The sequence below is a fragment of the Brevundimonas sp. GW460-12-10-14-LB2 genome (genome assembly GCF_001636925.1).
GTDB classification, from domain to species: domain Bacteria; phylum Pseudomonadota; class Alphaproteobacteria; order Caulobacterales; family Caulobacteraceae; genus Brevundimonas; species Brevundimonas vesicularis.
Window position 1 is genome coordinate 625272 of sequence record NZ_CP015511.1, and the last position, 25493, is coordinate 650764.

At 66.9% G+C, this 25493-nt stretch carries 30 protein-coding genes; 23 read left to right on the forward strand and 7 right to left on the reverse strand.

The annotated features are described in order from the left end of the window. Nucleotides 1–66 precede the first annotated feature (66 nt). Both A4249_RS02945 and A4249_RS02950 read left to right on the forward strand, forming a co-directional pair. Complete coding sequence (locus A4249_RS02945; protein ID WP_066550900.1) at nt 67–834, forward strand: hypothetical protein; 768 nt, start codon at nt 67–69, stop codon at nt 832–834. 95 nt (nt 835–929) lie between these two features. Further along, nucleotides 930–1517 (forward strand): hypothetical protein, encoded by a 588-nt coding sequence (locus tag A4249_RS02950; protein ID WP_066550903.1) that lies wholly within the window; start codon nt 930–932, stop codon nt 1515–1517. Here the strand turns inward: A4249_RS02950 and A4249_RS02955 are convergent. After that, nucleotides 1504–2160: a 3-oxoacid CoA-transferase subunit B gene (locus A4249_RS02955; protein ID WP_066550906.1), complete on the reverse strand. Its 657-nt coding sequence runs from the start codon at nt 2158–2160 to the stop codon at nt 1504–1506. The two genes, A4249_RS02950 and A4249_RS02955, sit on opposite strands and share 14 nt — an antisense overlap. A 2-nt stretch (nt 2161–2162) precedes the next feature. Next, entirely contained in the window at nt 2163–2888 is a 726-nt protein-coding gene (locus A4249_RS02960; RefSeq protein WP_066550908.1) for a CoA transferase subunit A, read from the reverse strand. A gap of 334 nt (nt 2889–3222) precedes the next feature. Between A4249_RS02960 and A4249_RS02965 the strand changes: the two genes are divergently transcribed. The 7 genes from A4249_RS02965 (at nt 3223) to A4249_RS02995 (ending at nt 10495) form a co-directional block, all read left to right on the forward strand. Continuing rightward, nucleotides 3223–4248 carry an SAM-dependent methyltransferase gene (locus A4249_RS02965; RefSeq protein WP_066550912.1) on the forward strand — a complete coding sequence of 342 codons (1026 nt, stop codon included), beginning with the start codon at nt 3223–3225 and terminating at the stop codon, nt 4246–4248. A gap of 11 nt (nt 4249–4259) precedes the next feature. Next, a complete protein-coding gene (locus A4249_RS02970; RefSeq protein WP_066550915.1) occupies nt 4260–4673 on the forward strand; it encodes a DUF2177 family protein in 414 nt (137 codons plus the stop codon). 103 nt (nt 4674–4776) lie between these two features. Next, complete coding sequence (locus tag A4249_RS02975; protein WP_066550917.1) at nt 4777–6027, forward strand: oligosaccharide flippase family protein; 1251 nt, start codon at nt 4777–4779, stop codon at nt 6025–6027. Beyond that, nucleotides 6011–7159, forward strand: coding sequence for a UDP-galactopyranose mutase (gene glf / locus A4249_RS02980; RefSeq protein WP_066550918.1), 1149 nt, complete (start codon nt 6011–6013; stop codon nt 7157–7159). The genes A4249_RS02975 and glf overlap by 17 nt, the downstream gene beginning before the upstream one ends. Further along, the gene (locus tag A4249_RS02985; protein ID WP_082854032.1) at nt 7156–8070 is read left to right on the forward strand and encodes a glycosyltransferase; all 915 of its coding nucleotides are present in this window, start codon (nt 7156–7158) and stop codon (nt 8068–8070) included. The genes glf and A4249_RS02985 overlap by 4 nt, the downstream gene beginning before the upstream one ends. After that, a complete protein-coding gene (locus A4249_RS02990; protein ID WP_066550927.1) occupies nt 8055–9281 on the forward strand; it encodes an O-antigen ligase family protein in 1227 nt (408 codons plus the stop codon). Before A4249_RS02985 ends, A4249_RS02990 begins: the two co-directional genes overlap by 16 nt. After that, nucleotides 9257–10495 (forward strand): glycosyltransferase, encoded by a 1239-nt coding sequence (locus A4249_RS02995; protein ID WP_066550928.1) that lies wholly within the window; start codon nt 9257–9259, stop codon nt 10493–10495. The genes A4249_RS02990 and A4249_RS02995 overlap by 25 nt, the downstream gene beginning before the upstream one ends. Here A4249_RS02995 and A4249_RS03000 read toward each other — a convergent pair. The 3 genes from A4249_RS03000 to A4249_RS03010 form a co-directional block, all read right to left on the reverse strand. Further along, complete coding sequence (locus A4249_RS03000) at nt 10441–11493, reverse strand: glycosyltransferase family 4 protein (RefSeq protein WP_082854034.1); 1053 nt, start codon at nt 11491–11493, stop codon at nt 10441–10443. The genes A4249_RS02995 and A4249_RS03000 overlap by 55 nt on opposite strands. Continuing rightward, nucleotides 11486–12583 (reverse strand): glycosyltransferase family 4 protein, encoded by a 1098-nt coding sequence (locus tag A4249_RS03005; RefSeq protein WP_082854035.1) that lies wholly within the window; start codon nt 12581–12583, stop codon nt 11486–11488. The genes A4249_RS03000 and A4249_RS03005 overlap by 8 nt, the downstream gene beginning before the upstream one ends. Nucleotides 12584–12711: 128 nt before the next feature. After that, the gene (locus A4249_RS03010) at nt 12712–13173 is read right to left on the reverse strand and encodes a peptidylprolyl isomerase (protein ID WP_017504078.1); all 462 of its coding nucleotides are present in this window, start codon (nt 13171–13173) and stop codon (nt 12712–12714) included. A 72-nt stretch (nt 13174–13245) separates the two neighbouring features. Between A4249_RS03010 and A4249_RS03015 the strand changes: the two genes are divergently transcribed. Together A4249_RS03015 and A4249_RS16490 are read left to right on the forward strand one after the other, a co-directional pair. Continuing rightward, nucleotides 13246–13956, forward strand: a complete 711-nt coding sequence (locus A4249_RS03015) for an RlmE family RNA methyltransferase (protein ID WP_066550933.1) — start codon at nt 13246–13248, stop codon at nt 13954–13956. Between the two features lie 22 nt (nt 13957–13978). Beyond that, nucleotides 13979–14356, forward strand: a complete 378-nt coding sequence (locus A4249_RS16490; RefSeq protein WP_156494620.1) for a hypothetical protein — start codon at nt 13979–13981, stop codon at nt 14354–14356. A gap of 43 nt (nt 14357–14399) precedes the next feature. Here A4249_RS16490 and A4249_RS03020 read toward each other — a convergent pair whose 3' ends face one another. Then, entirely contained in the window at nt 14400–14945 is a 546-nt protein-coding gene (locus tag A4249_RS03020; protein ID WP_066550935.1) for a DUF2061 domain-containing protein, read from the reverse strand. A gap of 127 nt (nt 14946–15072) precedes the next feature. Here A4249_RS03020 and guaB point away from each other — a divergent pair, with 127 nt between their 5' ends. From guaB to A4249_RS03050, 7 genes are all read left to right on the forward strand, one after another. Continuing rightward, nucleotides 15073–16530 carry an IMP dehydrogenase gene (guaB, locus tag A4249_RS03025; RefSeq protein ID WP_066550937.1) on the forward strand — a complete coding sequence of 486 codons (1458 nt, stop codon included), beginning with the start codon at nt 15073–15075 and terminating at the stop codon, nt 16528–16530. Nucleotides 16531–16536: 6 nt separating this feature from the next. Beyond that, nucleotides 16537–16932, forward strand: coding sequence for an MAPEG family protein (locus tag A4249_RS03030; RefSeq protein WP_066550940.1), 396 nt, complete (start codon nt 16537–16539; stop codon nt 16930–16932). Between the two features lie 9 nt (nt 16933–16941). Further along, a complete protein-coding gene (locus tag A4249_RS03035) occupies nt 16942–18243 on the forward strand; it encodes an RsmB/NOP family class I SAM-dependent RNA methyltransferase (protein ID WP_066550942.1) in 1302 nt (433 codons plus the stop codon). Next, nucleotides 18240–18953 carry a 5'-methylthioadenosine/S-adenosylhomocysteine nucleosidase gene (locus A4249_RS03040; protein WP_066550950.1) on the forward strand — a complete coding sequence of 238 codons (714 nt, stop codon included), beginning with the start codon at nt 18240–18242 and terminating at the stop codon, nt 18951–18953. Before A4249_RS03035 ends, A4249_RS03040 begins: the two co-directional genes overlap by 4 nt. Then, a complete protein-coding gene (gene guaA / locus A4249_RS03045) occupies nt 18950–20512 on the forward strand; it encodes a glutamine-hydrolyzing GMP synthase (protein WP_066550952.1) in 1563 nt (520 codons plus the stop codon). The genes A4249_RS03040 and guaA overlap by 4 nt, the downstream gene beginning before the upstream one ends. A gap of 281 nt (nt 20513–20793) precedes the next feature. Beyond that, nucleotides 20794–21054 (forward strand): Arm DNA-binding domain-containing protein, encoded by a 261-nt coding sequence (locus A4249_RS17130; protein WP_442854493.1) that lies wholly within the window; start codon nt 20794–20796, stop codon nt 21052–21054. Continuing rightward, on the forward strand, nt 21051–22040 hold the full coding sequence (locus A4249_RS03050; RefSeq protein ID WP_442854494.1) for a tyrosine-type recombinase/integrase: 990 nt from the start codon (nt 21051–21053) through the stop codon (nt 22038–22040). Before A4249_RS17130 ends, A4249_RS03050 begins: the two co-directional genes overlap by 4 nt. Here the strand turns inward: A4249_RS03050 and A4249_RS03055 are convergent. After that, nucleotides 21997–22287, reverse strand: a complete 291-nt coding sequence (locus A4249_RS03055) for a helix-turn-helix transcriptional regulator (RefSeq protein ID WP_066550954.1) — start codon at nt 22285–22287, stop codon at nt 21997–21999. The two genes, A4249_RS03050 and A4249_RS03055, sit on opposite strands and share 44 nt — an antisense overlap. 136 nt (nt 22288–22423) lie before the next feature. On the opposite strand from A4249_RS03055, the gene A4249_RS03060 reads away from it, so the two are divergent. The 5 genes from A4249_RS03060 to arsH are packed head-to-tail and all read left to right on the forward strand — an operon-like array spanning nt 22424 to nt 25445. After that, nucleotides 22424–22759: an ArsR/SmtB family transcription factor gene (locus A4249_RS03060; RefSeq protein WP_066550956.1), complete on the forward strand. Its 336-nt coding sequence runs from the start codon at nt 22424–22426 to the stop codon at nt 22757–22759. 7 nt (nt 22760–22766) lie between these two features. Then, entirely contained in the window at nt 22767–23192 is a 426-nt protein-coding gene (gene arsC / locus A4249_RS03065) for an arsenate reductase (glutaredoxin) (protein ID WP_066550959.1), read from the forward strand. Further along, entirely contained in the window at nt 23189–24274 is a 1086-nt protein-coding gene (arsB, locus tag A4249_RS03070; protein WP_066550961.1) for an ACR3 family arsenite efflux transporter, read from the forward strand. Before arsC ends, arsB begins: the two co-directional genes overlap by 4 nt. Then, nucleotides 24274–24693 carry an arsenic resistance N-acetyltransferase ArsN2 gene (gene arsN2, locus A4249_RS03075; RefSeq protein ID WP_066550963.1) on the forward strand — a complete coding sequence of 140 codons (420 nt, stop codon included), beginning with the start codon at nt 24274–24276 and terminating at the stop codon, nt 24691–24693. The genes arsB and arsN2 overlap by 1 nt, the downstream gene beginning before the upstream one ends. Beyond that, nucleotides 24690–25445 carry an arsenical resistance protein ArsH gene (arsH, locus tag A4249_RS03080; RefSeq protein ID WP_066550965.1) on the forward strand — a complete coding sequence of 252 codons (756 nt, stop codon included), beginning with the start codon at nt 24690–24692 and terminating at the stop codon, nt 25443–25445. The genes arsN2 and arsH overlap by 4 nt, the downstream gene beginning before the upstream one ends. Nucleotides 25446–25493 lie beyond the last annotated feature (48 nt).

Here is a 25493-nt window from a genome sequence, read left to right on the forward strand (position 1 = left end):
TAGCGGGCGGGTGGCGTGGTGTCATGGCCCCCTGCTATATCCGCCGCCGGTCATCGGGGGCGTAGATTGAGCGAGCATCGGATTTTGCGACTGGGCGAGACGCTGTCGGCGGCGGCCCGCGCCTTGCCTCGCCTGTGGCGCGGGGCTTGCGGCGCGATCGTGCTGGCGGCCGTGGTCTGGAGCCTCAAGCCGCTGGCGGCGGGCCCAGCGGGCCTGATCTGGGCGGCGTGCGCTCTCACCTCGACCCTGGTGCTGGCGGGCGCGCTGGCGCGGATCGCCATCACCGACGATCTGGCCGAGGCGCGACGCCTGGGCCTGGGGCCGGTCGGGTTGCAGTTCGGGCGGCCGGAGGTGCGGCTCTTGGGCGCTGGCCTGCTGTGCGCGATCTTTCTTGCCATGATCCTGTCGGTCGTGGCCCTGGTCCTGTTGGCGGTGTTCGGCATGGCCGAGTTGAACGCCCAGGCCATCGAGATGCGCCAGTGGAGCGCGGTGGGGCCGGCATGGAAGCTGATCCTGCTGGCGGTCGTCACGGCCTTCGCCCTGTTCGCCGTCATCGCCTTCGCTGTGCGCCTGTCCCTGTTCGCGCCAGCGACGATCGGGCGCGGACAGATGGTGTCGCTGCAAAGCATGAGCATCGCGCGCGGCGGCTTCTGGCCCCTGCTGGTCGGCCTTGTCGTGACGGCGGCGCCGAAGATCGCGCTGGTGTTGCTGTGGGGCGCCGGGCTGCTGTCGGAGACGGCGGGCGGGATCGTCTTCGCCGTCGTGCTGACGGGCTTGCAGGCTCCGCTGACGATGGCCTTTGTCGGCGCCGCCTATCGCCGGTTAGACGCTTAGGCTCATGGGCGCTGCCCAAATTGACCTTCGGCCATTAGGGCGATCTTCTCAATCATTGCCGCTTGACGGATCTGAGGCGATGCAGGCTAGCTGGCTTGCAACTGGAGATCATCATGCTACTGGCCGCCTTGATGGCAGGGTTCCTCATGCAGGACGCCCAGCCGGCATATCCCGCCACACCTCAACAGTTCGAAGGTCGGCGGTCCGGCTTCGTGCAAGGCACGCTCAATGTCGCCATAGGCGAGCGGGCGACGCTTCGTCGCAACGCGAATGGAACCTACGACCTGATCAAGGTCGACCGCATCGATATTGGCGATGTCGTGCCGCCTGCCGAGGGTTCACGCGGCCCGCTGAATGAGGCGGCGCCCGGAACGATCAGGTTTGGACTGCACGCGCGCCGGGATGTGGGTTCGGTGCTGAAGGTCGAGAATAGTCAGGGCGAGGGCCTGAAGTATTCCGGCTTCATCGTCAGATATGTGGGCGGGCAGGCACGGGGGCCTGCCGAAACCTCAGTCTGCACCGTGCCCGCGGGGATGGTCAGCTACGAACGTTGGAACGAGCCCGTCATCCAGATCGTAGTCGGCGGATTGCAGACTTCGGAAGACGCCGTGCCGACGTGCCCTCCTCACGTCGAGCAATCATCGGGCACGTCGTCATCGCCGCCAACAGTCAGGCCGTCTTGAGCTTGTCCGAAACCGAATAGGCCGCCTCGGTCTTGGCGGCGACTTCGTCGAGGGTGACGCCGTCGGCCAGTTCGATCAGCTCGAGGCCCGCGCCGTCCGGCTTGACGTCGAAGGTGGCCAGGTCGGTGATGATGCGGCTGACGACGCCCGTGCCGGTCAGGGGCAGACTACATTCCTTCAAGACCTTGGACTGGCCGTGCTTGTTGGCGTGTTCCATGACGACGACCACGCGTTTGACGCCCGCAACCAAGTCCATGGCGCCGCCCATGCCCTTCACCAGCTTGCCGGGGATCATCCAGTTGGCGATGTCGCCGTTCTGGGCCACTTCCATCGCACCCAGGATCGACAGGTTGATATGGCCGCCGCGGATCATGGCGAAACTGTCGGCGCTGGAGAAGTATGACGACTCCGGGATCTCGGTGATCGTCTGCTTGCCGGCGTTGATCAGGTCGGGGTCCTCGTCGCCGTCATAGGGGAAGGGCCCCATGCCCAGCATGCCGTTTTCGGACTGAAGGGTCACGGTCATGCCCGCCGGGATGTAGTTGGCGACCAGGGTCGGGATGCCGATGCCCAGGTTCACATAGAAGCCGTCCTGCAGTTCCTGGGCGGCGCGTTCGGCGAGTTGTTCGCGGGTGCGGGGCATGATCAGACCTCCGATCCGGCGGCGGCGCCGGCGGCATGTTGACGGACGGTGCGCTGTTCGATGCGCTTTTCGGACACGGTCTGGACCAGGCGGTCGACATAGACGCCGGGCGTGTGGATGTGGTCGGGATCCAGCGAGCCGACGGGGACGATCTCCTCGACCTCAACAACCGTGACCTTGCCGGCTGTGGCCATCATCGGGTTGAAGTTGCGGGCGGTCTTGCGGAAGACGAGGTTGCCGCGCTCGTCGGCCTTCCACGCCTTGACGATGGACAGGTCGGCGACCAGGCCGGTCTCCATGACGTAGTCGCGGCCGTTGAAGTTGCGGACCTCCTTGCCCTCGGCGACCAGGGTGCCGACGCCGGTGGCGGTGAAGAAGGCGGGGATGCCCGCGCCGCCGGCGCGGATGCGCTCGGCCAGGGTGCCTTGCGGGTTGAACTCAAGCTCCAGCTCGCCGGCGAGATACTGGCGCTCGAACTCCTTGTTCTCACCGACGTAGGACGAGATCATCTTGGCGATCTGGCGGGTGCCCAGCAGTTGGCCCAGGCCGAAGCCGTCGACACCGGCGTTGTTGGAGATGACTGTCAGGCCCTTGACCCCGCTGTCGCGCAGGGCGGCGATCAGGTTCTCGGGGATGCCGCACAGGCCGAAACCACCGGACATGACCGTCATGCCGTCAAAGGTCAGGCCCTCCAGCGCGGACGTGACGTCAGCGTAGATCTTTTCCATCGCTCTCCCTTTTTTCACTGCCTGATGAATATCGGCTTTTGACCACGCCTAACGCGGGGGCGGGCGGGGGGCAAGACGCGGCGTCGATCCGACGCGGCGATTTCAGACGGTGGATGCGAAAAACAGAGTCTAATTCGTCTAATTCGTCTGAAACGACGGCGAGCCGCGTTCTAAATTGAGAGTGCAATTGGTGCACTTTCGACGGAATCGGTCGTTGCGGGAGGCGGATGTCGGCATCCTTGGGGTTGCGTTCAAGAGGGCGAAGGCATCCATCGGGGTCGAGGCGTCGTATTGCCGTCAAGCCTGCAGCAAGATCCGACGATCGAGGACGCCGATGAACCTGACCAATGTCGCCATTCGCCAGCTTCAGGACGCGCCATTCCCGGACTTCGTGACGCGTCCGGCGATCGACAGCCTGGTGACGGAGGCCAGAAAGCGTCTGGATCGCGACGGGCCGCACGACGAGGCGGCCTTCGCGCGCGAAATGGCCCAGCGCGCCATCGCCGAACATACGGATGCGGCGAACCAGCAGCACTACGAACTGCCGCCCGAGTTTTTCCAGCTGTGCCTGGGCAAGCGGCTGAAATACTCCTGCTGCCTCTATCCCACGGGCCGCGAGACGCTGGATCAGGCGGAAGAAGCGGCGCTGGCCGAAACCTGCGCCCATGCCGATCTGAAGGACGGTCTGACGATTCTGGAGATGGGCTGCGGCTGGGGCTCGCTGTCGCTGTGGATGGCCGAGACCTATCCGAAGTCGAAGATTACGGCGGTGTCGAACAGTCACGGCCAACGCGGCCATATCGAAGCGCAGGCGGCGGCGCGGGGGCTGACCAATCTGACGGTCATCACCCAGGACATGAACGCCTTCGACACCGAGCAGCGCTTCGACCGCATCGTCTCGGTGGAGATGTTCGAGCATATGGCCAACTGGCGCGCCCTGCTGACCAAGGCGAGAAACTGGCTGACGCCGGACGGGCGGATGTTCATCCACGTCTTCACGCACCGCGACGCGCCCTATCGGTTCGACCATACCGACAGCGGCGACTTCATCGCGCAACACTTCTTCACCGGCGGGGTCATGCCCAGCCACGGCCTGATCCGACAGTTTCCGGACCTGTTCGCGGTCGAGCAGGAATGGACCTGGAACGGCGGTCACTATGCGAAGACCGCCAACGACTGGCTGGCGAACATGGACCGGAACGCCCCGCGGATCGCGGTGTTGATGCGTGAGACCTATGGCGACGACGCCAAACTTTGGACCCGTCGCTGGCGACGCTTCTATCTGGCGACGGCGGGTCTGTTCGGAAACGACGAGGGCCGCACCTGGGCGGTCAGCCACTATCGACTGAAGCCGGTTTAAGGGAGACGAGGATGATCAAATATGTCGCGGCCTATCTCGGGGCCGGCCTGACCTTTGCAGCCATCGATTTCGTCTGGCTGACCACCATGACGAACCGGCTGTATAAGCCCGTCATCGGGCCGATCATGGCCGACAAGCCGGACATGAAGGCGGCAGTGGCCTTCTATCTGATCTCCATTGCCGGGACCGTGTTCCTAGCGATCACGCCGGCCCTGAAGGAGGGGAACTGGACGCGGGCGGCGATCAACGGGGCGGTGCTGGGCTTCGTCGCCTACGCCACCTACGACCTGACCAATCAGGCGACCCTGGCGGTCTGGCAGACCAAGCTGACGATCATCGATTTGATCTGGGGCACGACCCTGACGATGCTGTCGGCGACCGGCGGCTATTTCGCCGCGCGCTGGGCCGAGGGCCGTTTCGGCTAGGCCGCCCGACTGCCCCGCGCTTGCGATTGCAGCCGTGCGTGTCTAAAGCTCGCGCCAGGGTTGATCGCGGGGGCGACAGTTGGGGGATGGCAGGCACCGATTGATGTCGGCGCGCGGCGCGGCTGATGCGGGCTGGGTCTATGGCGCGCATGTCGCCCGCTATGTCTCGCCGCTGCTGCTCTATCCGGTTCTGACGCGACGACTGGGGCTGGAAGGGTTCGGGGTATTCGCCTCGGCCATCGCCCTGGCCTTGGTGGTGTCGGTGGTCGTGGATTATGGGCAGTCGCTTTCGGGGCCGCGCGACGTCGCCGGAGCCGTCGAAGGGCGCGGCGTCCTGGTGGGCCAAGCCCTGGCGATGCGCGGCGTGCTGATCCTGCCCGCCGCTGTGGTCGGCGTCGGCCTGGCGGCCTTCAATCCGGTTCTGGAAGGGGCGAGCGGTGCCGTGGCGATGGCGGTCGTGCTGGGGATTGGGCAGGGGGCCAGCCTGCTGTGGTTCTTTCAGGGCATTCGCGATCCCGGTTTGGCAGCGATCCTGGAGGTTGGCTCCGCTTTAGCCGCGACGGGGGTCGTTCTGGCGATGCCCGGTCTGAGCGTTGGCGGCGTGATGGCCGTTCAGGCGGGCGGCGTCTGGGTCGGATGGGTCGCGACCGGCATCCTGCTGCTGCGACGGCAGACGGTTCAGGCGCCGGAGCGGGGTTTTGTGAGGCGCGCCCTGATCCAGGGCGGTCCGCTGTTCGCCAGTCGAGCGGTCATCGTCGCCTATACGGGGGCGGGCGTTCTGGTCGTGGCGGCGCTGGCCGGGCCGGCGCAGGCGGCGCTTTACGGGGCGGCGGACCGGCTGGTCGCGGCGTCCGGATCACTGATGCGGCCGCTGGCCGGTCTGATTGCACCCCGGATCGCCGGACTGCTGGGACAGGATCCGGCGGCGGCGTTTCGCACGGCGCGGTGGACGCTGGCCGCCTCGACCGGCGCGTTCGTGCTGCTGGCGGCGGGACTGACGCTGACGGCGCCGCTGCTGATCCGCCTGTTGTTCGGGCCGGGGTTTGCGGGCGCCGTCGAGGTGCTGCGTCTTCTGGGCTGGGTGCTGCCGCTGGTGGCCGTCAGCCAGGTGTTGGGATTGCATCTGATGAACCCGCTGCGGATGGATGGACGGTTCGCGCTGATCGTGGCGCTGGGTTGTGTCGCGACGCTGGGGCCGGCGGTGGTGCTGGCGCCCGGCCTTGGCGCGGTCGGGATGGCGGGCGCGCGGATCATCGGCGAGGCGGCAGTGGTCGTGGCCTGCCTGATCGGGTTGAGGGCGCATTGGGGCGCGTTGTTCCAGACCGACGGGATGCGCGATGTCCCGGCGATATGACTGGCTGATCGTCGGCGCCGGTTTCACCGGGGCGGTGGTCGCCGAACGGCTGGCGCGCGGGCTGGACCAGAGCGTGCTGGTGATCGACCAGCGCGACCACGTCGGCGGCAATGCGCACGACCGGCGCGATGCGGGCGGGCGGCTGATCCATCCCTATGGCCCGCATGTCTTCCACACCAACAGTGCGCGTATCTTCGACTATCTGAGCCGGTTCACGGCATGGCGACCCTATGCCCATCGGGTCCAAGGGCAGGTGGACGGGCGACAGGTGCCGCTGCCGTTCAATCTGGATTCGATCGAGCAGTTGTTTCCCGCCGCGATGGCCGAGCGGATGACGCAGGCCCTGGTCCAGCGTTTCGGTTTCGGGGCGCGGCCCAGCATCCATGACCTGCGACAGGCGGGCGACGATCCGGATCTAAGGCGGCTGGGCGACTATGTCTTCGACAAGGTGTTCGCCGGATACACCGCCAAACAGTGGGGCCTGCCGGTCGAGGCGCTGGACGCCTCGGTCACCGCACGGGTGCCGATCGCGATCAGCCGGGACGACCGCTATTTCGTCGACCGTCATCAGGCCATGCCGCGCGACGGCTATGGGGCGCTGTTTGAGCGGATGCTGGATCATCCGAACATTACGGTGTCGCTGAACACGCCGATGGATCAGGTGGGGGCGGGGTCGTGGGACCGGATGGTCTATTGCGGCGCGCTGGACGACTATTTCGGCCGGTCGGTCGGGACCTTGCGCTATCGTAGCGTGCGGTTCGACCATCAGGTCGTGGACGTCGAGGACGGCCTGCCGGTCGGGACAGTCAACTATCCCAACGACTTCGACTTCACGCGCATCACCGATTTCCGCCACCTGACCGGCGAGCGCGGGCCGACGACGGCGACGGTGACCGAATATCCGATGGCTTATGAGGCGGGCGTGAACGACCCCTATTATCCAATCCTGACGGAGGCGTCGCGAGCGTTGGCGGGGCAATATCGCGAGATGGCGGCGACGCTGGCGGGCAAGGTCTGGTTCGCCGGGCGGCTGGCCGATTTTCAGTACTACAACATGGACCAGGCGGTCGGGCGGGCGCTGAGCCTGGTCGAGAAGTCGCTGGCGCCGGCCATCGCCCGGATGGCGGCATGAGGGCGTCTGTTTGGGCGGTGGTGGTGACGTGGAACCGGCGCGCCCTGCTGGAGCAATGCCTGGCGCATCTGATCGCCCAGACGCGGCATTGCGACGGGGTGGTGGTGGTCGACAACGCCAGCGACGACGGCACCGCCGAGATGCTGGCCGACGCCTGGGCGGGGCAGGCGATGGTGGTGCGGATGCCGGTGAACACGGGCGGGGCGGGCGGATTCAACGCCGGAATCCGTGCGGCGATCGAGGCGGGGGCTGAACGGGTCTGGCTGATGGACGACGACGTGCTGGCAGCGCCGGATGCGCTGGAGGCCTTACTGGCGGCGGAAGCGGGACTGGCGGATGAGGGCGTCGTTCCAGCCTTCCTGTGTTCCAGCGTGCGGTCGCCTGAGGGGCATCTGACCAACACGCCCGAGATCGACCGACGCGAGAATGTGCTGGGCTATCCGGCCTGGGGCGAGCGACTAGAGCAGGGGATGGCGCCGGTGCGGCAGGCGACGTTCGTGTCGGTTCTGGTCAGCCGGGCGGCAGTGATGCGGCACGGCCTGCCGCTGGCGCCCATGTTCATCTGGGGCGACGATACGGAATATACGCTGCGGCTGTCGCGCGACGAGCCGGGCTATCTGGTCGCGGCCAGCCGCGTCGAGCATGTGCGCGCGGCGCCGGGGCGGCTGACCATCGAGACCGAGCCGGATGCGCGGCGCGAACGGCTGCATCGCTATCTGACGCGCAATGTCATCCTGGCCAAGCGGCGGCACGAGGGGCGGCGCTCGGCGCTGCGCTATGCCGCGTCGCGGCTGAGGCTGGCGGGGCGGCTGGCGCTGGGCGGACGCTGGCGAAAGGCCGGTGTGTTGGTCGCCGGAGTAGTGGACGGGGCGCGGTTCGATCCCGAGGTCGAGCATTGCAGGCCGTCCTGAGCGCACCGCTGCGCTGGTCGCAGGTGCGCACGGCCTATGAGCGGGTGGCTTTGGGCTTGCTGGGCCTGGGCGTGACCTTGCCGCTCTTTCTGACGCCGGGGCAGGTCAGCGGGCCGCGGCTGGGGGATCTGGCGCTGATCGTCGCCTTGCCGCTGGTAGGTGTGACGTGGCGAGGCATGGCGCCGGTTCTGAGGGCGGCGAGCGTGGTCGCGGCGGGCTTTCTGGCGATGACGCTGCTGGTTCAGGTCGCGCAGGGTGGCGACCGGCTGAACGTCGCGGATGCGGCCTTCTGGTTTCGGTGGATCGCCTCGGCGCTAGCGGCGCCGGCGGCGGCGACACTGATCATGAGAGATGAACGACGGCGGCGGCTGTTCCTATGGGCCTTGCTGGCGGGCGCGGCGTGTCACCTGGCGACCTACGGGCTGGTGACGCTGGTGGGATTGGAGCCTTTGCAGGCCTTGGGGCTCGCGTCGCCGCGCGCGATGCTGACCACCACGGCCGCACAGGTGCGCCTGACGACCCTGGCCGAGCATCCGAATGCGGCGATGGTGATGATCGGACTGGCGGTTCCGGCAGGCGTGATGCTGGCGGGACGGCGCTGGGCGCGGGGCGCGAAGACGTGGGGCGGCGTCGGCGTGGCGGCGCTGGGGTTCGTCAGCACCCTGTCGCGGGGCGGCATGATGGCGGCGGTGCTGGCGGGGCTGGCGAGGATGGTCGTCGGTTGGCGCTGGCGCGAGCAGGTTCGGCCGCTGGGACTGGTGCTGGCAGTCTGCGTGATGGCGGCGGGCGTGGTGGCTTTGCAAGCGGGGCGGTTCGATATCGACGGCGGCCGGTTTGCGGGACGGTTCGACAGAGTGGCGCTGCAGGGCAATCTGGCCGGAAGGATGCTGACATGGCGGCGGACGGTCGATCTGGTCGTGGAGCGGCCGATGGGGACGGGGTGGTCGTCGGCGGACGAGATGGGGGCGTTTCGGGCGCTGTCGGTCAGCCACAACGGCTATCTGTTCACGGCGCGGACGGCGGGCGTGGTGAGCGCGCTGGTGCTGCTGGGGCTGCATCTGGCGTCGGCGGCGCGGCTGGACGCGCTGACGCCGCTGTCGGTCTATGTGCTGGCGGCGATGTTCGGAGAGGACCTGACGCAGGGGGCGGGGATGGTCTTCCTGTGCTGTCTGGTCGGCGCCCTGGCTTGGCGAAGGCCGCTGGCGCCGTGAGGGTGCTGATCGTCAACACCCTGTATCCGCCGGCGCAGGTCGGCGGGGCGGAACGCAGCGTGGCGCAGTTGGCCCAGGGGCTGAGACGGGCGGGCGTCGAGGCGTCGGTGCTGACGCTGACGTCGGGGCGCGAGACGATGAACGAACGGATCGACGGCGTGCCCGTGCAGCGCCTGCCGGTTCAAAATCTTTATTGGCCCTATGACGGCACGCGGCGGTCGGCGGTCCAGCGAGCGGTCTGGCATGGGCTGGAGGCGGCCAATGCGCTGATGGATCAGGCGGTGGATCGAGCGGTCGTGCGGGTGCGGCCGGACCTGATCCATCTGCACCTGACGACGGGGTTTTCGCTGTCAGTCTATCGCGCGGCGGCGCGGCGGGATCTGCCGCTGGTGCAGACGCTGAGGGACTGGTCGATGCTTTGCGCACGGTCGTCGCTGTTTCGACGCGGACGGCGCTGCGAGCGACGGTGTGGGTCGTGCGTGTTGCTGACGGCGGGCAAGCGGGTGCGGTCGCAAGAGGTAGATCATGTCATCGGCCTGAGCGGGGCTGTGCTGGAGACACATCGGGCGGCCGGCTATTTTCGGCGGACGCCAGGGTCGGTGATCGGCAATGCAGCGGGCGCGGCGGCGATCGCGCCAAGACCATCGTTGGCCGAGGCGCCGACGATGCGATTCGGGTTTCTGGGGCGGGTCGAGCCGGAAAAGGGGATCGAGGTTCTGCTGGCGGCGACGAGAGGGTTGGCTGGCGACTGGAGGCTGATGATCGGCGGTCGGGGCGAGGCGGATTACGTGCAGGCGTTGAGGCGGGCTTACGATGACCCGCGCATCGTCTGGCTGGGGCAGGTGGAGGCGGAGGCGGAGGCGTTCTGGCCCAAGGTGGATGTGCTGGTTGCGCCGGCGGTGTGGGCCGAGCCGTTCGGACGCAGCGTCGTGGAGGCGGTTCAGCAGGGACGGGGCGTGATCGCATCGCGCATCGGCGGCTTGCCGGAGGCGGCGCAGGGGGCGGGCATGTCAGCTTTGATCGAACCGGGGGATGCAGGCGCGCTGACGGCGGCGATGCAGGCGGCTGTGGACCAGCCGGGACGCTGGCGTTTCGCGGCGGTTGGAGCGCCGGCCTGGACCGAGGCGTCGATCGTCGAGGCGCACAGGGCCGTCTATCGTCAGGTGCTGAGCAGAAGGGCTTCGATGACTTCGGCCGAGCGTGACCAAGCATAATGATCGGCGCGGCGAAGGCCGGCGTCGCGGCGAGCGACATCCGGTCGGCTGAGCATCTCAGCCATATGGGCGGCCAGGGCTGCGTCGTCGGCAGGGTCAAAATAGAGGGCGCCGTCGGCGCAGACCTCGCGCGTGGCGGGGATGTCGGAGGCGATGACCGGACAGCCGAGGGTCATCGCCTCAAGCGGCGGGATGCCGAAGCCTTCGTAGAGACTGGGAAAGACCAGGGCGCGCGCGCCGCCGAGCAGGGCGGTGATCTCGGCATCCGAGCGACGGCCGGCGAAGATCAGGCGCGGGTCGGCCGGGAAGGCGAAACGGTCGAAGACAGCGGGTCGGTCGCCGATGAGGATCAGCCGAAAGGCAGGCTCGGCAAGGCGGGAAAGGGCGCGGATGGCGACGGCGAGGTTCTTGTTCGGCGTCAGATTACCCAGGGCCACGAAGTAGGGGCGGGTCGTCAGATCAAGGCGTGCAACGACGGCAGGGTCTTGCGTGACGATGCGAAGATGGTCGGCGCTGTTCGGGGCGACAGCGATGCTGTCGGGCGACAGGTTCAGGACCGAGGCCAACTCGCGCCGGGAAAACTCGGAGACGGTCGCCAGCCGCGCCCGGCGCGCCAGGATTCTGTTCAGGGCGCGGTGGAAGGCGGCGTAGCCTGTTCGGAAATGCTCGGGATGACGAAAGACGGCGGCGTCGTGGATGACGACGATCTGCTGCCGGTGCAGCACCGGACCCGAACCCCCTAACGAAAGCAGCCGGCCATGGCGCGCGGTCCAGGCCAGGGCGGTCTGTTCCCAAAGATGGCCGCCCGCGCGCCCTATCTTGCGGGTCGGGATGTTGCGCAGGTTCAGGCTATCGGCGCCGGGGTGCGTCAACAGGACGTAGCGGTCGGCGGCACCGGGGCGCTGGTCCAGGGCGCGGACGATCTCGCGGGCGTAGCGCTGCACCCCGCTCATCGGCTGGGTCAGGAAGCGGCCGTTGATGAAGATGGGCTCAGCCACCCAGGCGTCTGCGGGCGAAGGCGTCGCGGTAAATCCGGACCGTCTGTTCGGCCATGCGTGAGGCGGACAGCAGGCCCGGCGCGATCGGCAGGGGAACGACGCGGCTGGCTAGCGCGGCGCGCATCGCCTCGGCCAGACGATCGGGCGAGGCGTCGACGGGCAAGCGGTCGATGCGCGCGCCGGACTGGATCAGACGCCCGATACCGCCGACTTCGGTGCAGACGATCGGCAGGCCCACAGCGGCCGCCTCGATCATGGCGTAGGAATCGGCCTCGTAACGGCTGGTCATGGCGAACAGATCGAAGCCCGCCATCAGCGGCCCGGCGTCGCGCGCGCCCAGCAGACGTAGCGCGTCGCCGCCGGCGGTCCTGACCGACGGGGCCAGATCGCCGTCGCCGATCATGACGCCGGTGATGCGCGGATCGATGGCGTTCGCCCGGCGGATGGCCTGGGCGAACCGGACGGGGTCTTTCTGGGTGCAGAACCGGCCGACGAAGCCGATGACCAGAGCGTCGTTGGGAACGCCGAAGACCTGGCGGGCGGCGAGACGATCGTTGGCGGGCGGGGAGGCCAGGCCGTTGGGAACGACGTGCAAGCGGTTCCCGCCGAGCCCCCAGCGACGGGCGACGGCGGCCTCTTCCTTAGAGACGGCGATGACGGCGTCGCCGGACCGGGCCAACAGCGCCTCGGCCGCGCCGGCGCTGATCGTCGCCAGGCTGGCCGGGCCCATCATCGGTAGGGCATGTGGGGTGTAGATTTTGGCGGCGCCGGGCGCGTGGGCCAGGCGGACCAAGGCGCCGGCCTTGGCGCTGTGGCCGTGAACGATCTCGAATGGGCCGAGGCGGGCGATCAGGCGATTCAGGGTGTGAAGGGCGGCGACGTCCCACGGTCCGACGCTGCGCCTCATCGGCAAGCGTTCATCTGCGTGGAGGGGAAGGGCGGCGACCGCGGCCTCGAACCAAGGCGCGGCGCGGCGTGGCGACCAGATCAGGGACACCTGATGGCCGCTTCCGATCAGGGCGCGGGCCAGATCGGCCACGTGACGCCCCGAGCCGCCGCCGGACGGCTCGATGACCAGAAGAATGCGCAATGTCGTCCCCCGACGATGGCTCAGTTGTGCAACTGAAAGCCATCATCGAGAAACGTCAAGATTGCGCAAATTCTCGTTGCGCGAAATCTAATCCGAGTTGGACGAAGTCCAACTCTGCCGCTTTCGCTTTAGTTGACCGTCGCCTTGACGATCTTGCCGGGGCTGCGCGGCGGCTCGCCCTTGGGCAGGGCGTCGACGTGTTCCATGCCCGATTCGACCTGACCCCAGACGGTGTACTGGCGGTCTAGGAAGGTGGCGTCATCGAAGACGATGAAGAACTGCGAGTTGGCGCTGTTGGGGTCCGAGGTGCGGGCCATCGAGCAGACGCCGCGCACGTGCGGCTCGGCCGAGAACTCGGCCTTCAGGTTCGGCTTCTTGGAGCCCGAGGTGCCGGTGCCGGTCGGGTCGCCGCCCTGGGCCATGAAGCCCGGGATCACGCGGTGGAAGACCACGCCATCGTAGAAGCCTTCCTTGGCCAGTTCGGTGATGCGTTCGACGTGGCCGGGGGCCAGGTCGGGGCGCAGCTTGATGACCACGTCGCGGGCTTCGCCGTCGCCGGTGTCCAGAGTGAAGGTCAGGGTGTCGGCCATGTCGGTCGTCCTCTTTGGGTTGATTTGAGGCGGGACATAGCCCGCAACGCCGGTCGGGGCTATGTGGGAACGATGAGCGAAGACGAAAAGCCCCAGGAACGCCGCCGGATGGTGAAACCGCCCACCGGCGGAACCGCCGCCGGACGCGGCATGGGCACCAAGATGAAGACGGCCGACACCAAGTCGATGTCGAGCCAGCAATGGATCAAACGCCAGCTGTCGGACAAATGGTCCGAAAAGGCGCGGGCCGAGGGCTGGCGCTCGCGCGCGGCCTTCAAGCTGATCGAGATCGACGACAAGTTCCGGCTGATCAAGCGCGGGTCAAAGGTCATCGATCTGGGTGCGGCGCCGGGCGGCTGGGTCCAGGTGGCGTTGAACCGGGGTGCGGGCGCGGTGGCGGGCGTGGACCTGCTGATGATCGCGCCGATCCCGGGCGCGACCCTGCTTCAGGCCGACTTCACCCATCCGGGCGTGGACCAGCAACTGATCGACGCCATCGGCGGGGCGCCGGACCTGGTGCTGTCGGATATGGCGCACAATACGGTCGGCCATCGCCAGACGGACCATTTGAAGATCATCGCCCTGATCGAGGTCGCCGCCGACTTCGCCATCCGCACGCTGCGGCCCGGCGGAAACTTCGTCTCCAAGAACTTCCAGGGCGGGGACGCCGGCGGGGTTCTGGCGCGGCTGCGCGAGGAGTTCGAGACGGTGAAATACGTCAAGCCGGCGTCGAGCCGTAAGGACAGCGCCGAGGTGTTTCTGGTCGCGCTGAACAAGCGATAATCGCGCGTACCGGAGAAAGTCGATGATGCTGGTCTTGGTTTTGGCTGCAGCGCTTCAAGCAGCTCCTTCGTCCTCATCTGATGATCTCTCACCAGTATCCGACAAGGTCCTGCGGTACCTGCTGGATGGTGTTCATTTGGAGTACGTCGATACAGTCATTGGTGATCGAGCGCAGTTCTTCTTTCCCGAGGGTCGATACGTGGTCAATGGCAGAGCAAGAAGCGAAGGTCGCTACCGCGTGTCGGACGGTCGAATTTGCACTCAAGTCGGAGACTATTCCGAGAACTGCTTCCACGTGTTCAGCGACACCAGCGGACGTTTCTTTGTCGACCACCTACCTACACCCGGTGATGGTGAGGTCTCGGAAGTTCGCTTTGTTCCTGTCCTGGAAGCGCGCTGATAGAATGCGCATCTGGCGATAGACCAGCGATCGTTTTTTAGGCTTAGGCCGTAGCGACGGCGCTGCGCGCCCGGCGCTCTTCAATTCGCGACCAGATGCGGTCGTGCAGCGCGAAGAAGAGCGTCTGCACCAGAGGCTCGACCATGCCGATGGTCAGCGCCGTGCGGATGTCGTTGGTCAGGGCATAGGCCACGGCGACCGCCACGGCGAAGTGCATGACGCCATAGGTGACGGTCTTCAGCGCGATCTGTTTGAACGACCGCGGCAGGGCGTGGCTGTGGCCGTGATGGGCGTCGTGCGAGCGGCGCTGTTCCTCGGGCGACATGATGTCGAGGCGGGCGGTGAAGGCCTCGGTCGCCTCCTCTATATTGGAGGCCATGCGACGCCGCTCGACCTTGTGCCAGACGCGGTCGTGGACGGTGTAGGCGATGGTCTGAAAGATCGGCTCGACCATGCCGACAGCGAGGGCGATGCGCCAGTCGCGGGTGATGGCGAAGGCAACCAGAATGGCGACGATCAGGTGCATGACGCCATAGCTGGCGATCTTCAGAGCCAGTTTGCGCGCGGTGCTGAGGATGACGCCAACCATGCGGAGAGAATGGTGAGCGGCCCTGCGGGTTGCAAAGCAATAAAATCTATCGGGCCTATAACCGCAATCGGCCTTGCTCCCGACCCCCGCATCCCGTTATACGCGGCCCGCAAAACGGAGACTCCCTATGGAGATACGCGAAGGACTGACCTTCGACGATGTTTTGCTGGAACCCGGCGCATCCGAGTTCATGCCGGCGATGGTCGATGTCTCGACCCAGCTGACGCGCGACATCAAACTGAACATCCCGCTGCTGTCGTCCGCCATGGACACGGTGACGGAAAGCCGTCTGGCCATCGCCATGGCGCAGTCCGGCGGTCTGGGCGTGCTGCACCGCAACATGACTATCGAGGAGCAGGCCGACGAGGTCCGCGCCGTCAAACGCTATGAGAGCGGGATGGTGGTCAATCCGGTCACGGTCGGCCCGCAGACGACGCTGGGCGAAGTGCGCGAGATCGTGGCGCGTAAGAAGATCACCGGCTTCCCCGTCGTGGATCCGGCGACGGGCAAGCTGGTCGGGATGCTGACCCACCGCGACATGCGCTTCGAGAGCGACCTGAACGTCACCGCCGCCTCGCTGATGACCACGGGCGACCTGATCACGGTCCGCGAAGGTGCCAGCCGCGACGAAGCGCGCGAGTTGCTGAAGACCCGCAAGATCGAACGCGTCATCGTGGTGGACGAGGACTATCGGGCCGTCGGCCTGATCACCATGAAGGACATCGAAAAGGCCCAGGCCTTCCCCAACGCCGCCAAGGACGAGCAGGGCCGCCTGCTGGTCGGCGCAGCCTCCACCGTCGGCGACGCCGGATACGAGCGCGCGATGGCGCTGGCCGAAGCGGGTTGCGACGTGGTCGTGATCGACACCGCCCACGGTCACTCGGCCTCGGTCGCCCAGGTGGTCGAGCGGATCAAGCGCGAGAACAACCGGCTGCAGATCATCGCCGGCAATGTCGCCACCTATGATGCGACGCGGGCCCTGATCGACGCAGGCGCGGATGCGGTGAAGGTGGGCATCGGTCCTGGCTCCATCTGCACCACCCGCATCGTGGCCGGCGTGGGCGTGCCGCAGCTGACGGCGGTGATGGACTCGGCGCGGGCGGCCAAGGGCACGGGCGCCTCGGTCATCGCGGACGGCGGCATCAAATATTCGGGCGATCTGGCCAAGGCCATCGCGGCGGGCGCCAACGTGGCCATGATGGGCTCGATGTTCGCCGGCACCGACGAAAGCCCCGGCGAGGTCTTCCTATACCAGGGTCGCAGCTACAAGTCGTATCGCGGCATGGGCTCGGTCGGGGCCATGGCGCGCGGCTCGGCGGATCGATATTTCCAGAAGGAAGTCTCGTCCGAGAAGCTGGTGCCCGAGGGCATCGAGGGTCAGACGCCGTACAAGGGGCCGATCAGCCCGGTCCTGCACCAGATGGTCGGCGGGCTTCGCGCCTCCATGGGCTATGTCGGCGCCGGCACGATCCCGGAGTTCCAGGAACGCGCCCGCTTCGTGCGCATCACCGGCGCGGGTCTGCGTGAAAGCCACGTCCACGACGTGATGATCACGCGTGAAGCGCCCAACTATCGGCAAGGATAGGCGACCATGACGACCGAACTCAGCTATCTGGCCCTGACGCTGATCCTGGCCCTGGTTCAGATCTTTCTGCCCGCCGGGGCGCGGACGGCCGAGTTCGGCTCGAAATGGAATGCGGGTCCGCGCGACGAGACGCCGGAGGCGAAGAAGCCGCTGACCGGCCGTCTCGAACGCGCCCAGGCCAATCTGTACGAAACCCTGCCGCTGTTCATCGGCGCGGTGCTGATCGCCCATGTCATCGGCGCGTCCAGCGCCCTGACGGTGTGGGGCGCGGCGCTCTATTTCTGGGGGCGGGTGGTCTATGTGCCGCTCTACGCCTTCGGCGTTCCCTATATCCGGTCGCTGGTCTGGGTGGTCTCGCTTGCGGGACTGGTCATGGTCCTGGCGTCCCTGTTCTTCGTTTGAAAGCCTGAATTGACCCCAGCCGCTCGCCTCGCCGCCGCCGCCTCCGTCCTGGACTCCATCGCCCAGGGCCGCCAACCGGCCGAGGCCGTCATGAAGGCTTGGGGCACGGCCAACCGCTACGCCGGGTCCAAGGACCGGCGCGCCATCGCCGACCGGGTCTATAAGGTGCTGCGCGCGCGCGGCCGCCTGTCGTGGATCATGGGCGGGCGGGAAGACGGTCGGGCCCTGGTCATCGGTTCGCTGCACGCCATCGACGGGCTTTCGTTGGAAGAGATCGAGGCCCTGCATTCGGGCGACGGCTATGGTCCGCGCCCGCTGTCGAAACAGGAGCGCAGCCGCATCACGGCGGGGCAGGGCGAACTGCCGGGCTGGGTCGCCGCCGGCCTGCCTGAGTTCGTGGTCGAGGATTTCAAGGCGACCTTCGGCGATCGTTGGGCCGAGGAAGCCCACGCCCTGATGGCGCCGCGCGCGCCGATCGACCTGCGCGTCAATGATACAGCCGCCACGGTCGATGAGGTCGAGGCCGAACTGAAAGTTGCCGGTCTTGATGTTTCGCGGACGCCCTGGTCGGCCGTCGGCCTGCGCATGCCGTCGGAACCGCCGCCCAACATCCAGGCGCTGGAAGGCTTCAAGGCCGGCCGGTTCGAAATCCAGGACGAAGGCAGCCAAGTCGTTTGCTGGCTGGCGGGCGCCGCACCCGGCATGACGGTGGTGGATTACTGCGCCGGCGGCGGCGGCAAAACGCTGGGTCTGGCCCAGGCGATGAAGGGGCAGGGTAAGCTGGTCGCCTCGGACGTCGTCAACAAGCGGCTGGAGAACATTCGTCCTCGCCTGCAGCGCGCGGGCGTCGAGGCGGAGCTGGTCCTGATCGGTCAGAACGGCGGCGGCCTGGAAGACCTGAACGGCCAGGCCGATCTGGTCTTCGTCGATGCGCCCTGTTCGGGGTCCGGCACCTGGCGTCGTCGTCCCGAGGACGCTTGGCGTCTGACCGCCGAAGAGGTCGAAAAGCTGCACGGCCTTCAGGTGCGTATTTTGAGCCAGGCGACCAAGCTGGTGAAGCCGGGCGGCCGTCTGGTCTATGTCACCTGTTCGATGCTGGCGCGCGAAAACGAGGCCAGCGTGGACGCCTTCGAGGCCGCCAATCCGGACTTCCGCCCTGTCCCCGTCGCCGATGTCCTGTCGGCGCCGCAACTGAGCCAGGCGGCGCAGGCGAAGTTCGCCGAGCTGGCGTCCGGGGCGCGCCTGCGCCTGTCGCCGGCGTCGGCCGACACCGACGGCTTCTTCGCCGCCGTCTACGAGCGCGCGGCATGAAGCTGGCGCGGCATGGCGAGGTCTCGCTGCTCTATGTCATGGCCGCGCCTGCTGAATACGGCCCGCACCTTCAGGCCCGGATCGCGCCGCTGATGACCGGCGTCGGTCCGGTCGAGGCCGCTGTGAGCCTGAGCGCAGCCCTGGCGCGGCTGGCGGCGGCGGGCGATCGGCCGGATCCGATCGTATCGCTGGGCTCGTGCGGATCGCAGGTGCTGGATCATGCGGCGGTCTATCAGGCCTCGTCTGTCGCCTATCGCGACATGGACGCCAGCCCGCTTGGTTTTCCGAAGGGCGTGACCCCCTTGCTGGACCAGCCCGCCGTCCTGCCTTTGCCGTGCCCGATCCCCGGCGTGCCGACGGCGACCCTGTCGACCGGAGCGAACGTCGTGTCCGGAGCCGCCTATGACGCCATCGACGCCGAGATGGTGGACATGGAGACCTGGGCCCTGGTCCGCGCCGCCCAGACCTTCGGTGTGCCTCTGATCGCCTTACGCGGCGTGTCGGACGGTCGCGCCGAGTTGAAGGCTTTGGAGGACTGGACCTCGACCCTGCATCATGTGGACGAGAACCTGGCCGCCGCCCTGGATCGCTTGATCGCCGTGCTGGAGGCCGACGGCCCCGCCGCTCTTGAGCTTCCCGCCCTTGAAATATCGGCCCCGCCCGGCCAAGACCCCGCCCAACTTCCTGCCCCGGATTCCATCACGCCATGACCACGCCGCAAGACCACCAAAAGGTCCTCATCGTCGACTTCGGAAGCCAGGTGACGCAGCTGATCGCGCGCCGCCTTCGCGAGGCCAGCGTCTATTGCGAGATCCATCCGTTCCAGAAGGCGGAAGGCGCCCTGGCGGCCATGAACCCGGCGGCCATCATCCTGTCGGGCGGTCCCGAGAGCGTGCATGAAGAGGGCAGCCCCCGCGCGCCGCAGGGCGTGTTCGAGGCGGGCGTGCCGGTGTTGGGCATCTGCTACGGCGAGATGACGATGTGCGAGCAACTGGGCGGCAAGGTCGAGGGCGGCCACACCCGCGAGTTCGGCCGCGCCGAGATCACGGTTCAGAAGGCCTCGCCCCTGCTGGCCGACCTGGCCCCCGTCGGCGAGAACGAAGAGGTGTGGATGAGCCACGGCGACAAGATCGTCGCCATTCCGCAAGGCTTTGACGTGGTCGCTTCGTCCGAAGGGTCGCCCTATGCGGTGATCGCCGACGAGGCCCGTCGCTTCTACGGCGTGCAGTTTCACCCCGAGGTGATGCACACCCCGCGCGGCCATCAGATGCTGAAGAACTTCACCCACGGGATCGCGGGCTTGAAGGGCGACTGGACCATGGCCGCCTATCGCGACGAGAAGATCGCCCAGATCCGCGAACAGGTCGGCGACGCCAAGGTGATCTGCGGCCTGTCGGGCGGCGTTGACTCCTCGGTCGCCGCCGTCCTGATCCACGAGGCCATCGGGGATCAACTGACCTGCGTCTTCGTCGATACCGGCCTGTTGAGGAAGGACGAAGCGAAACAGGTCACGACCCTGTTTCGCGAGCACTACAACATCCCGCTGGTGCATGTTGATGCGTCGAAGGAATTCCTCGGCGAACTGGCCGGGATTTCCGACCCCGAGACCAAGCGCAAGACCATCGGCCGGCTGTTCATCGAGGTGTTCGATCGCGAATCCGCCAAGATCGAGGGCGCCGAATTCCTGGCGCAAGGCACCCTCTATCCAGACGTGATCGAGAGCGTCTCCTCGTCCAGCGGCAAGGCCCACGTCATCAAGAGCCACCACAACGTCGGCGGCCTGCCGGACTATATGAAACTCAAACTGGTCGAGCCCCTGCGCGAACTGTTCAAGGACGAGGTTCGCGCCCTGGGCCGCGAACTGGGGCTCAGCGACGCCTTCGTCGGCCGCCACCCGTTCCCCGGACCGGGCCTGGCCATCCGTATCCCCGGCGAGATCACGCCGGACGCCGTCGAGACCCTGCAACAGGCCGACGCCATCTATCTGGATGAAATCCGCAAGGCGGGTCTCTACGACAAGATCTGGCAGGCTTTCGCCGTGCTGCTGCCGGTCAAGACAGTCGGCGTCATGGGCGACGCCCGCACCTATGAAAAGGTTTTGGCCCTTCGCGCCGTCTCCTCCACCGACGGCATGACCGCCGACTTCTACCAGTTCCCCTGGGACGTCCTGGCCATGACTGCCACCCGCATCATCAACGAGGTCCGCGGCGTCAACCGCGTCGTCTACGACGTGACGTCCAAGCCGCCGGGGACGATCGAGTGGGAGTGAGGGGTAGCGGGCGTGCGGGAGCGGCCTCTGGCGAGGTGATTTCGCTGATGATGGAAAGACTTTATCGGGCGGGTTCGCGTGGGGCGATCCAGTAGCCCTTTCGTTTGTGTCGGTCTCTCTGACGGTCCCGCAGCCATTGCTCGCGGAGACCCCGCTCCATAGCGTCATAGGGCTGAAGGGGTCCTGACGGTCTTTTTTTTGGTCCAAGCTACGGATTGGGCTGAGAAAAACGTCCCGAAAGACCCCGAAAAAGCCTGACGGTCTTTTGGAGTGAAAATTGGATGCTTACCGACGCAGAATTGCGAAATACGCGAGGGAAATCAAAAGCGTACAAAAAGACCGACAGGGACGGTTTGTACGTCCTCGTAACACCGACAGGCGGCATCGCTTTCCGGTACGACTATCGCTTCAACGGGCGGCGCGAGACGGTGACCTTCGGTTCCTACGGTCCGAGCGGACTCTCCCTGGGGGAGGCGCGGGAAAAGCTGCGTGAAGCGAAGCGCCTGATCGCCGAGGGCGTTTCACCGGCGCTGGACAAGTGAAACGCAGGCTGAGAGAGGCCCAGCGGTTCGAACAGGTGGCGATCCGATGGATGGACCACGCTCCGATGGCCGACAGCACGCGCCAGATGCGACGGTCGATCTTCAACAGGGAAGTTTTGCCAGAATGGCGAAACCGGCTCCTGAACGAAATCACGCCGAACGACCTGCGGGCCCACTGCATGACCATCGTGGACCGCGGCGCCCCGGCGACGGCCATCCATGTTCGCGACATCGTCAAACAAATCTACGCCTACGCCATCCTGCACGGCGAGAAGATCGACAATCCCGCCGACGGGGTGGGGCCGGCGTCGATCGCCACCTTCCGGCCGCGGGACCGGTCGCTGTCGCCGACCGAGATCCGGATCGCGCTGAACCTGCTGGGGGAGGTGGCCACCCTGCCGACCATCCGCCTCGGGCTGAAGTTCATCCTGCTGAGCATGGTGCGCAAGAGCGAACTGCAGGACGGGACCTGGGACGAGGTCAACTTCGAGAACGCAGTCTGGTCGATCCCGAAAGAGCGGATGAAGCGGTCGCGCCCGCACAACGTCTATCTGTCGACCCAGATGCTCGACATCCTGATCGCATTGAAGACCTGCGCCGGGAACTCCCGCTACATCCTCCCGTCCCGCTATGACGCCGACGCGCCGATGTCGCGGGCGACGTTCAACCGGGTGACCACGGCGATCGCCGAACGGGCGCGCGAGCGCGACCTGCCGCTGGAGCCCTTCACGGTTCACGACCTGCGCCGGACGGCCTCCACGCTCCTTCACGAGATGAGTTTCAACTCGGACTGGATCGAGAAATGCCTCGCCCACGAAGAGCGGTCCTCCCGCGGCGTGTACAACAAGGCCGAGTTCGAGGCCCAGCGGCGCCACATGGCCCAGCAGTGGTCAGACGCCGTGGACGCCTGGGAGGCGGGGCGCGGATTCACGCCGGATCTGACTATCCCGGAAACGGCCGGCCCTCGCTTCGATCCGCGGTTCTGACCGGTCTGGTGATCCGCTTGCGGACATCGGGCGGCGGCGCCCGGCGGATCGGCTTGGCCCGCCGAAGCGCCAGCCAGGCTTCCACCTCGGCCAGGTCCCAGACCACGCAGCGCGGGGTCAGCAGGAAGCGTCGGGGAAACTGGCCGCGCTGCTCCATCTCCCAGATCGTGCTGTCCGCCAAGGGCACCATCTGACGGAGCTGCGGCTTCTTGATCGTGCGCCTCAGCGGCGGGTCGGCCTGGGCCATCGAAGATCTCCACGTTGTCATGGGAATCGAACTCGAAAGGCTGCGGCAGGCCAAGCCGCCAGACTCCCCACCGTAAGCTTACGGCCGGCTGCAGAGCGGGGATTGCACATTTCCATATTTCGACTAATTCGGAACTATGGAAACCGAAGCCTCGATTCTTGCTCTCGCCGCCCTGGCGCAGTCGACGCGGCTGGAGGCGTTCCGCCTTCTCGTGCGCCACGAACCCGACGGTCTGCCCGCCGGTGAGATCTCCAACCATCTGGCGATCCCGGCCAACACACTGTCGTCCCACCTCGGCATCCTGACCCGCGCGGGGCTGATCAGGTCGGAGCGTCGCAGCCGGTCGATCATCTATCGGGCCGATCTGGACCGATTCCGCGACCTCGTCCTGTTCCTGCTCAAGGACTGCTGCGGGGGCAGGGCGGACCTGTGCGAGCCCCTTGTGGCTGAACTCGCGCCCTGCTGTCCCTGAGGATCCCGTGGACATCGTCATCTATCACAACCCCGCCTGCGGGACGTCGCGCAACGCGCTCGAGCTGATCCGGCACGCCGGCATCGAGCCCCACGTCGTCGAGTATCTGAAGACCCCGCCGTCGCGCGTCATGGTCGCCTGGCTGGCCGAACGGTCCGGCAAGCCGCTGCGCGACCTGCTGCGCGAGAAGGGTACGCCCTTCGCCGAATTGGGTCTCGACGACCCAGGCCTCACGGACGGTCAACTGCTCGATGCGATCGAGGCCCATCCGATCCTGCTCAATCGCCCGATCGTCGGCAGCCCTTTGGGCGTCGGCCTGTGCCGACCGTCCGAGGCCGTTCTCGATCTTCTGCCCGCCGACGATCTCAAGCCCTTCACCAAGGAGGACGGCGAGGTCGTCATCGACGCGGCCGGTCATCGGGTGGCGCGATGATCGATACGCCGCTTGTGCAGACCGGACCGCGTCGCCTGTCCTTCCTCGACCGCTGGCTGACGCTATGGATCTTCGTGGCCATGGGTTCGGGCGTCGCTCTGGGGACGCTGGCGCCCGGCCTGTCAGCCTGGGTCGATGGCCTCTCGGTCGGGACCACCAACATTCCGATCGCCATCGGCCTGATCCTGATGATGTATCCTCCGCTGGCCAGGGTCCGGTACGAGGAACTGCCGCGCGTCTTCGCCGACAAGCGGGTGCTGGCCCTGTCCCTGTTCCAGAACTGGGTGCTGGGCCCTGTGCTGATGTTCGCCCTTGCGGTCATCTTCCTGCGCGACCAGCCGGAATACATGACCGGCGTGATCCTGATCGGGCTGGCGCGCTGCATCGCCATGGTGCTGGTCTGGAACCAACTGGCGCGGGGCGACGACCAGTATGTCGCCGGTCTCGTCGCGTTCAACTCGATCTTCCAGATCCTGTTCTTCAGCCTCTACGCCTGGGTCTTCCTCACCGTCCTGCCGCCCCTGTTCGGCCTGCAGGGCAGCGTGGTGGACGTCAGCGTCTGGACCATCGCCGGCGCCGTTCTCGTCTACCTCGGTCTTCCCTTCCTGGCCGGCTTCCTGACCCGGCGCAGCCTGATCGCCCGCCGCGGGGCCGACTGGTACGAGCGGCGCTTCCTGCCGCGCATCGGACCGATCACCCTGATCGCCCTGCTGTTCACCATCGTGGTCATGTTCAGCCTGAAGGGCGGCGAGGTGGTGGCCCTGCCGCTGGACGCCCTGCGCATCGCCATTCCCCTGACCATCTACTTCCTCGTCATGTTCGTGGTCAGCTTCCTCATGGGCAAGCTGATCGAGGCCGATTATCCGCGCACGACCGCCCTGGCCTTCACCGCAGCTTCGAACAATTTCGAGCTGGCCATCGCGGTGGCGATCGCGGCCTTCGGGCTGACCTCGCCGGTCGCCTTCGCGGCCGTCATCGGTCCCCTGGTCGAGGTGCCGGTGCTGATCCTGCTGGTGTCGGTCGCGCTGTGGATGGGCCGACGCTGGTTCCCGGACACGGCCCCGCCGGCGGACGCCGTCTGATGGTCGTCCTGCATCTCCTGGACTCGGATGACGCCGGTCTGATCGCGGTCCTGCAGGGCGAGGGCCTGCCGGAGCCCGGCGCCGGCCGCTACTTCCGCGCCGAGGACGACAGCGCCCTGGCCGGATACGTCGGCCTGGAAGGGGAGGGGCGGGACCTGCTGCTGCGCTCCCTGGTCGTATCCGCCGACCGGAAGGCGCAGGGGCTCGGAAGCCGCATCCTGACCGCCGCCGAAGCCCTGGCGAACGAAATGGGCGGGGAACGTCTTCACCTGCTCACCACGACGGCCGAGCCCTTCTTCATCCGGCGCGGCTTCGCCACCGCCGATCGAGAGACCGCGCCTGAAGCGATCCGACGAACCCGCGAGTTCACGGACATCTGTCCGGCCTCGGCCGCCTATCTGACCAAGGATCTCGGATGACCTTCGCCCGTCTGCGTTCGCTGCCGGATCCGGATCATCTGCCGGCCCTGGACGCGGCCTATCTGTCGAACGATCCGGCCGCCGGCCTGGGTCCGCACGACCACCCGCCACGCATCCTTCTCCTGTACGGGTCGCTGCGCGAGCGCTCCTATTCGCGGCTCTGCGTCGAGGAGGCGGCCCGCCTGCTGCAGCGAATGGGGTGCGAGACCCGCATTTTCGACCCCTCCAACCTGCCTCTGCCGGGCTCGCCCGGCGACGACGACCACCCGGCGGTGCGCGAGTTGCGCGAGCACGCCTTCTGGTCCGAAGGCATGGTCTGGTGCAGTCCGGAACGGCACGGCCAGGTGTCCGGCCTGATGAAGCTGCAGATCGATCACCTGCCGTTGAGCCTGGGCGGCATGCGTCCCACCCAGGGCCGCACGCTGGCCGTCATGCAGGTGTCGGGCGGTTCCCAGAGCTTCAACGCCGTCAACACCCTGCGCCTCCTGGGCCGCTGGATGCGGATGATCACCATCCCCAACCAGTCGAGCGTGGCCAAGGCCTTTCAGGAGTTCGACGAGGCCGGCCGGATGAAGCGTTCGGCCTATTATGAGCGCATCGTCGATGTGATGGAGGAACTGGTGCGCTTCACCATTCTCACCCGCCCTCACGCGGCCCGGCTCGTGGACCGCTATTCCGAGCGCAAGGCGGCCGGAATTGCGGTGGACGCCGCCTCCGACCTCTCGGCCATCGCCATCGCGCGTCAGGCCTGAGGCCCTGTCGGCGGCGCCTTGGGGCGTCGCCCGCGTGGCAAAGGTGGC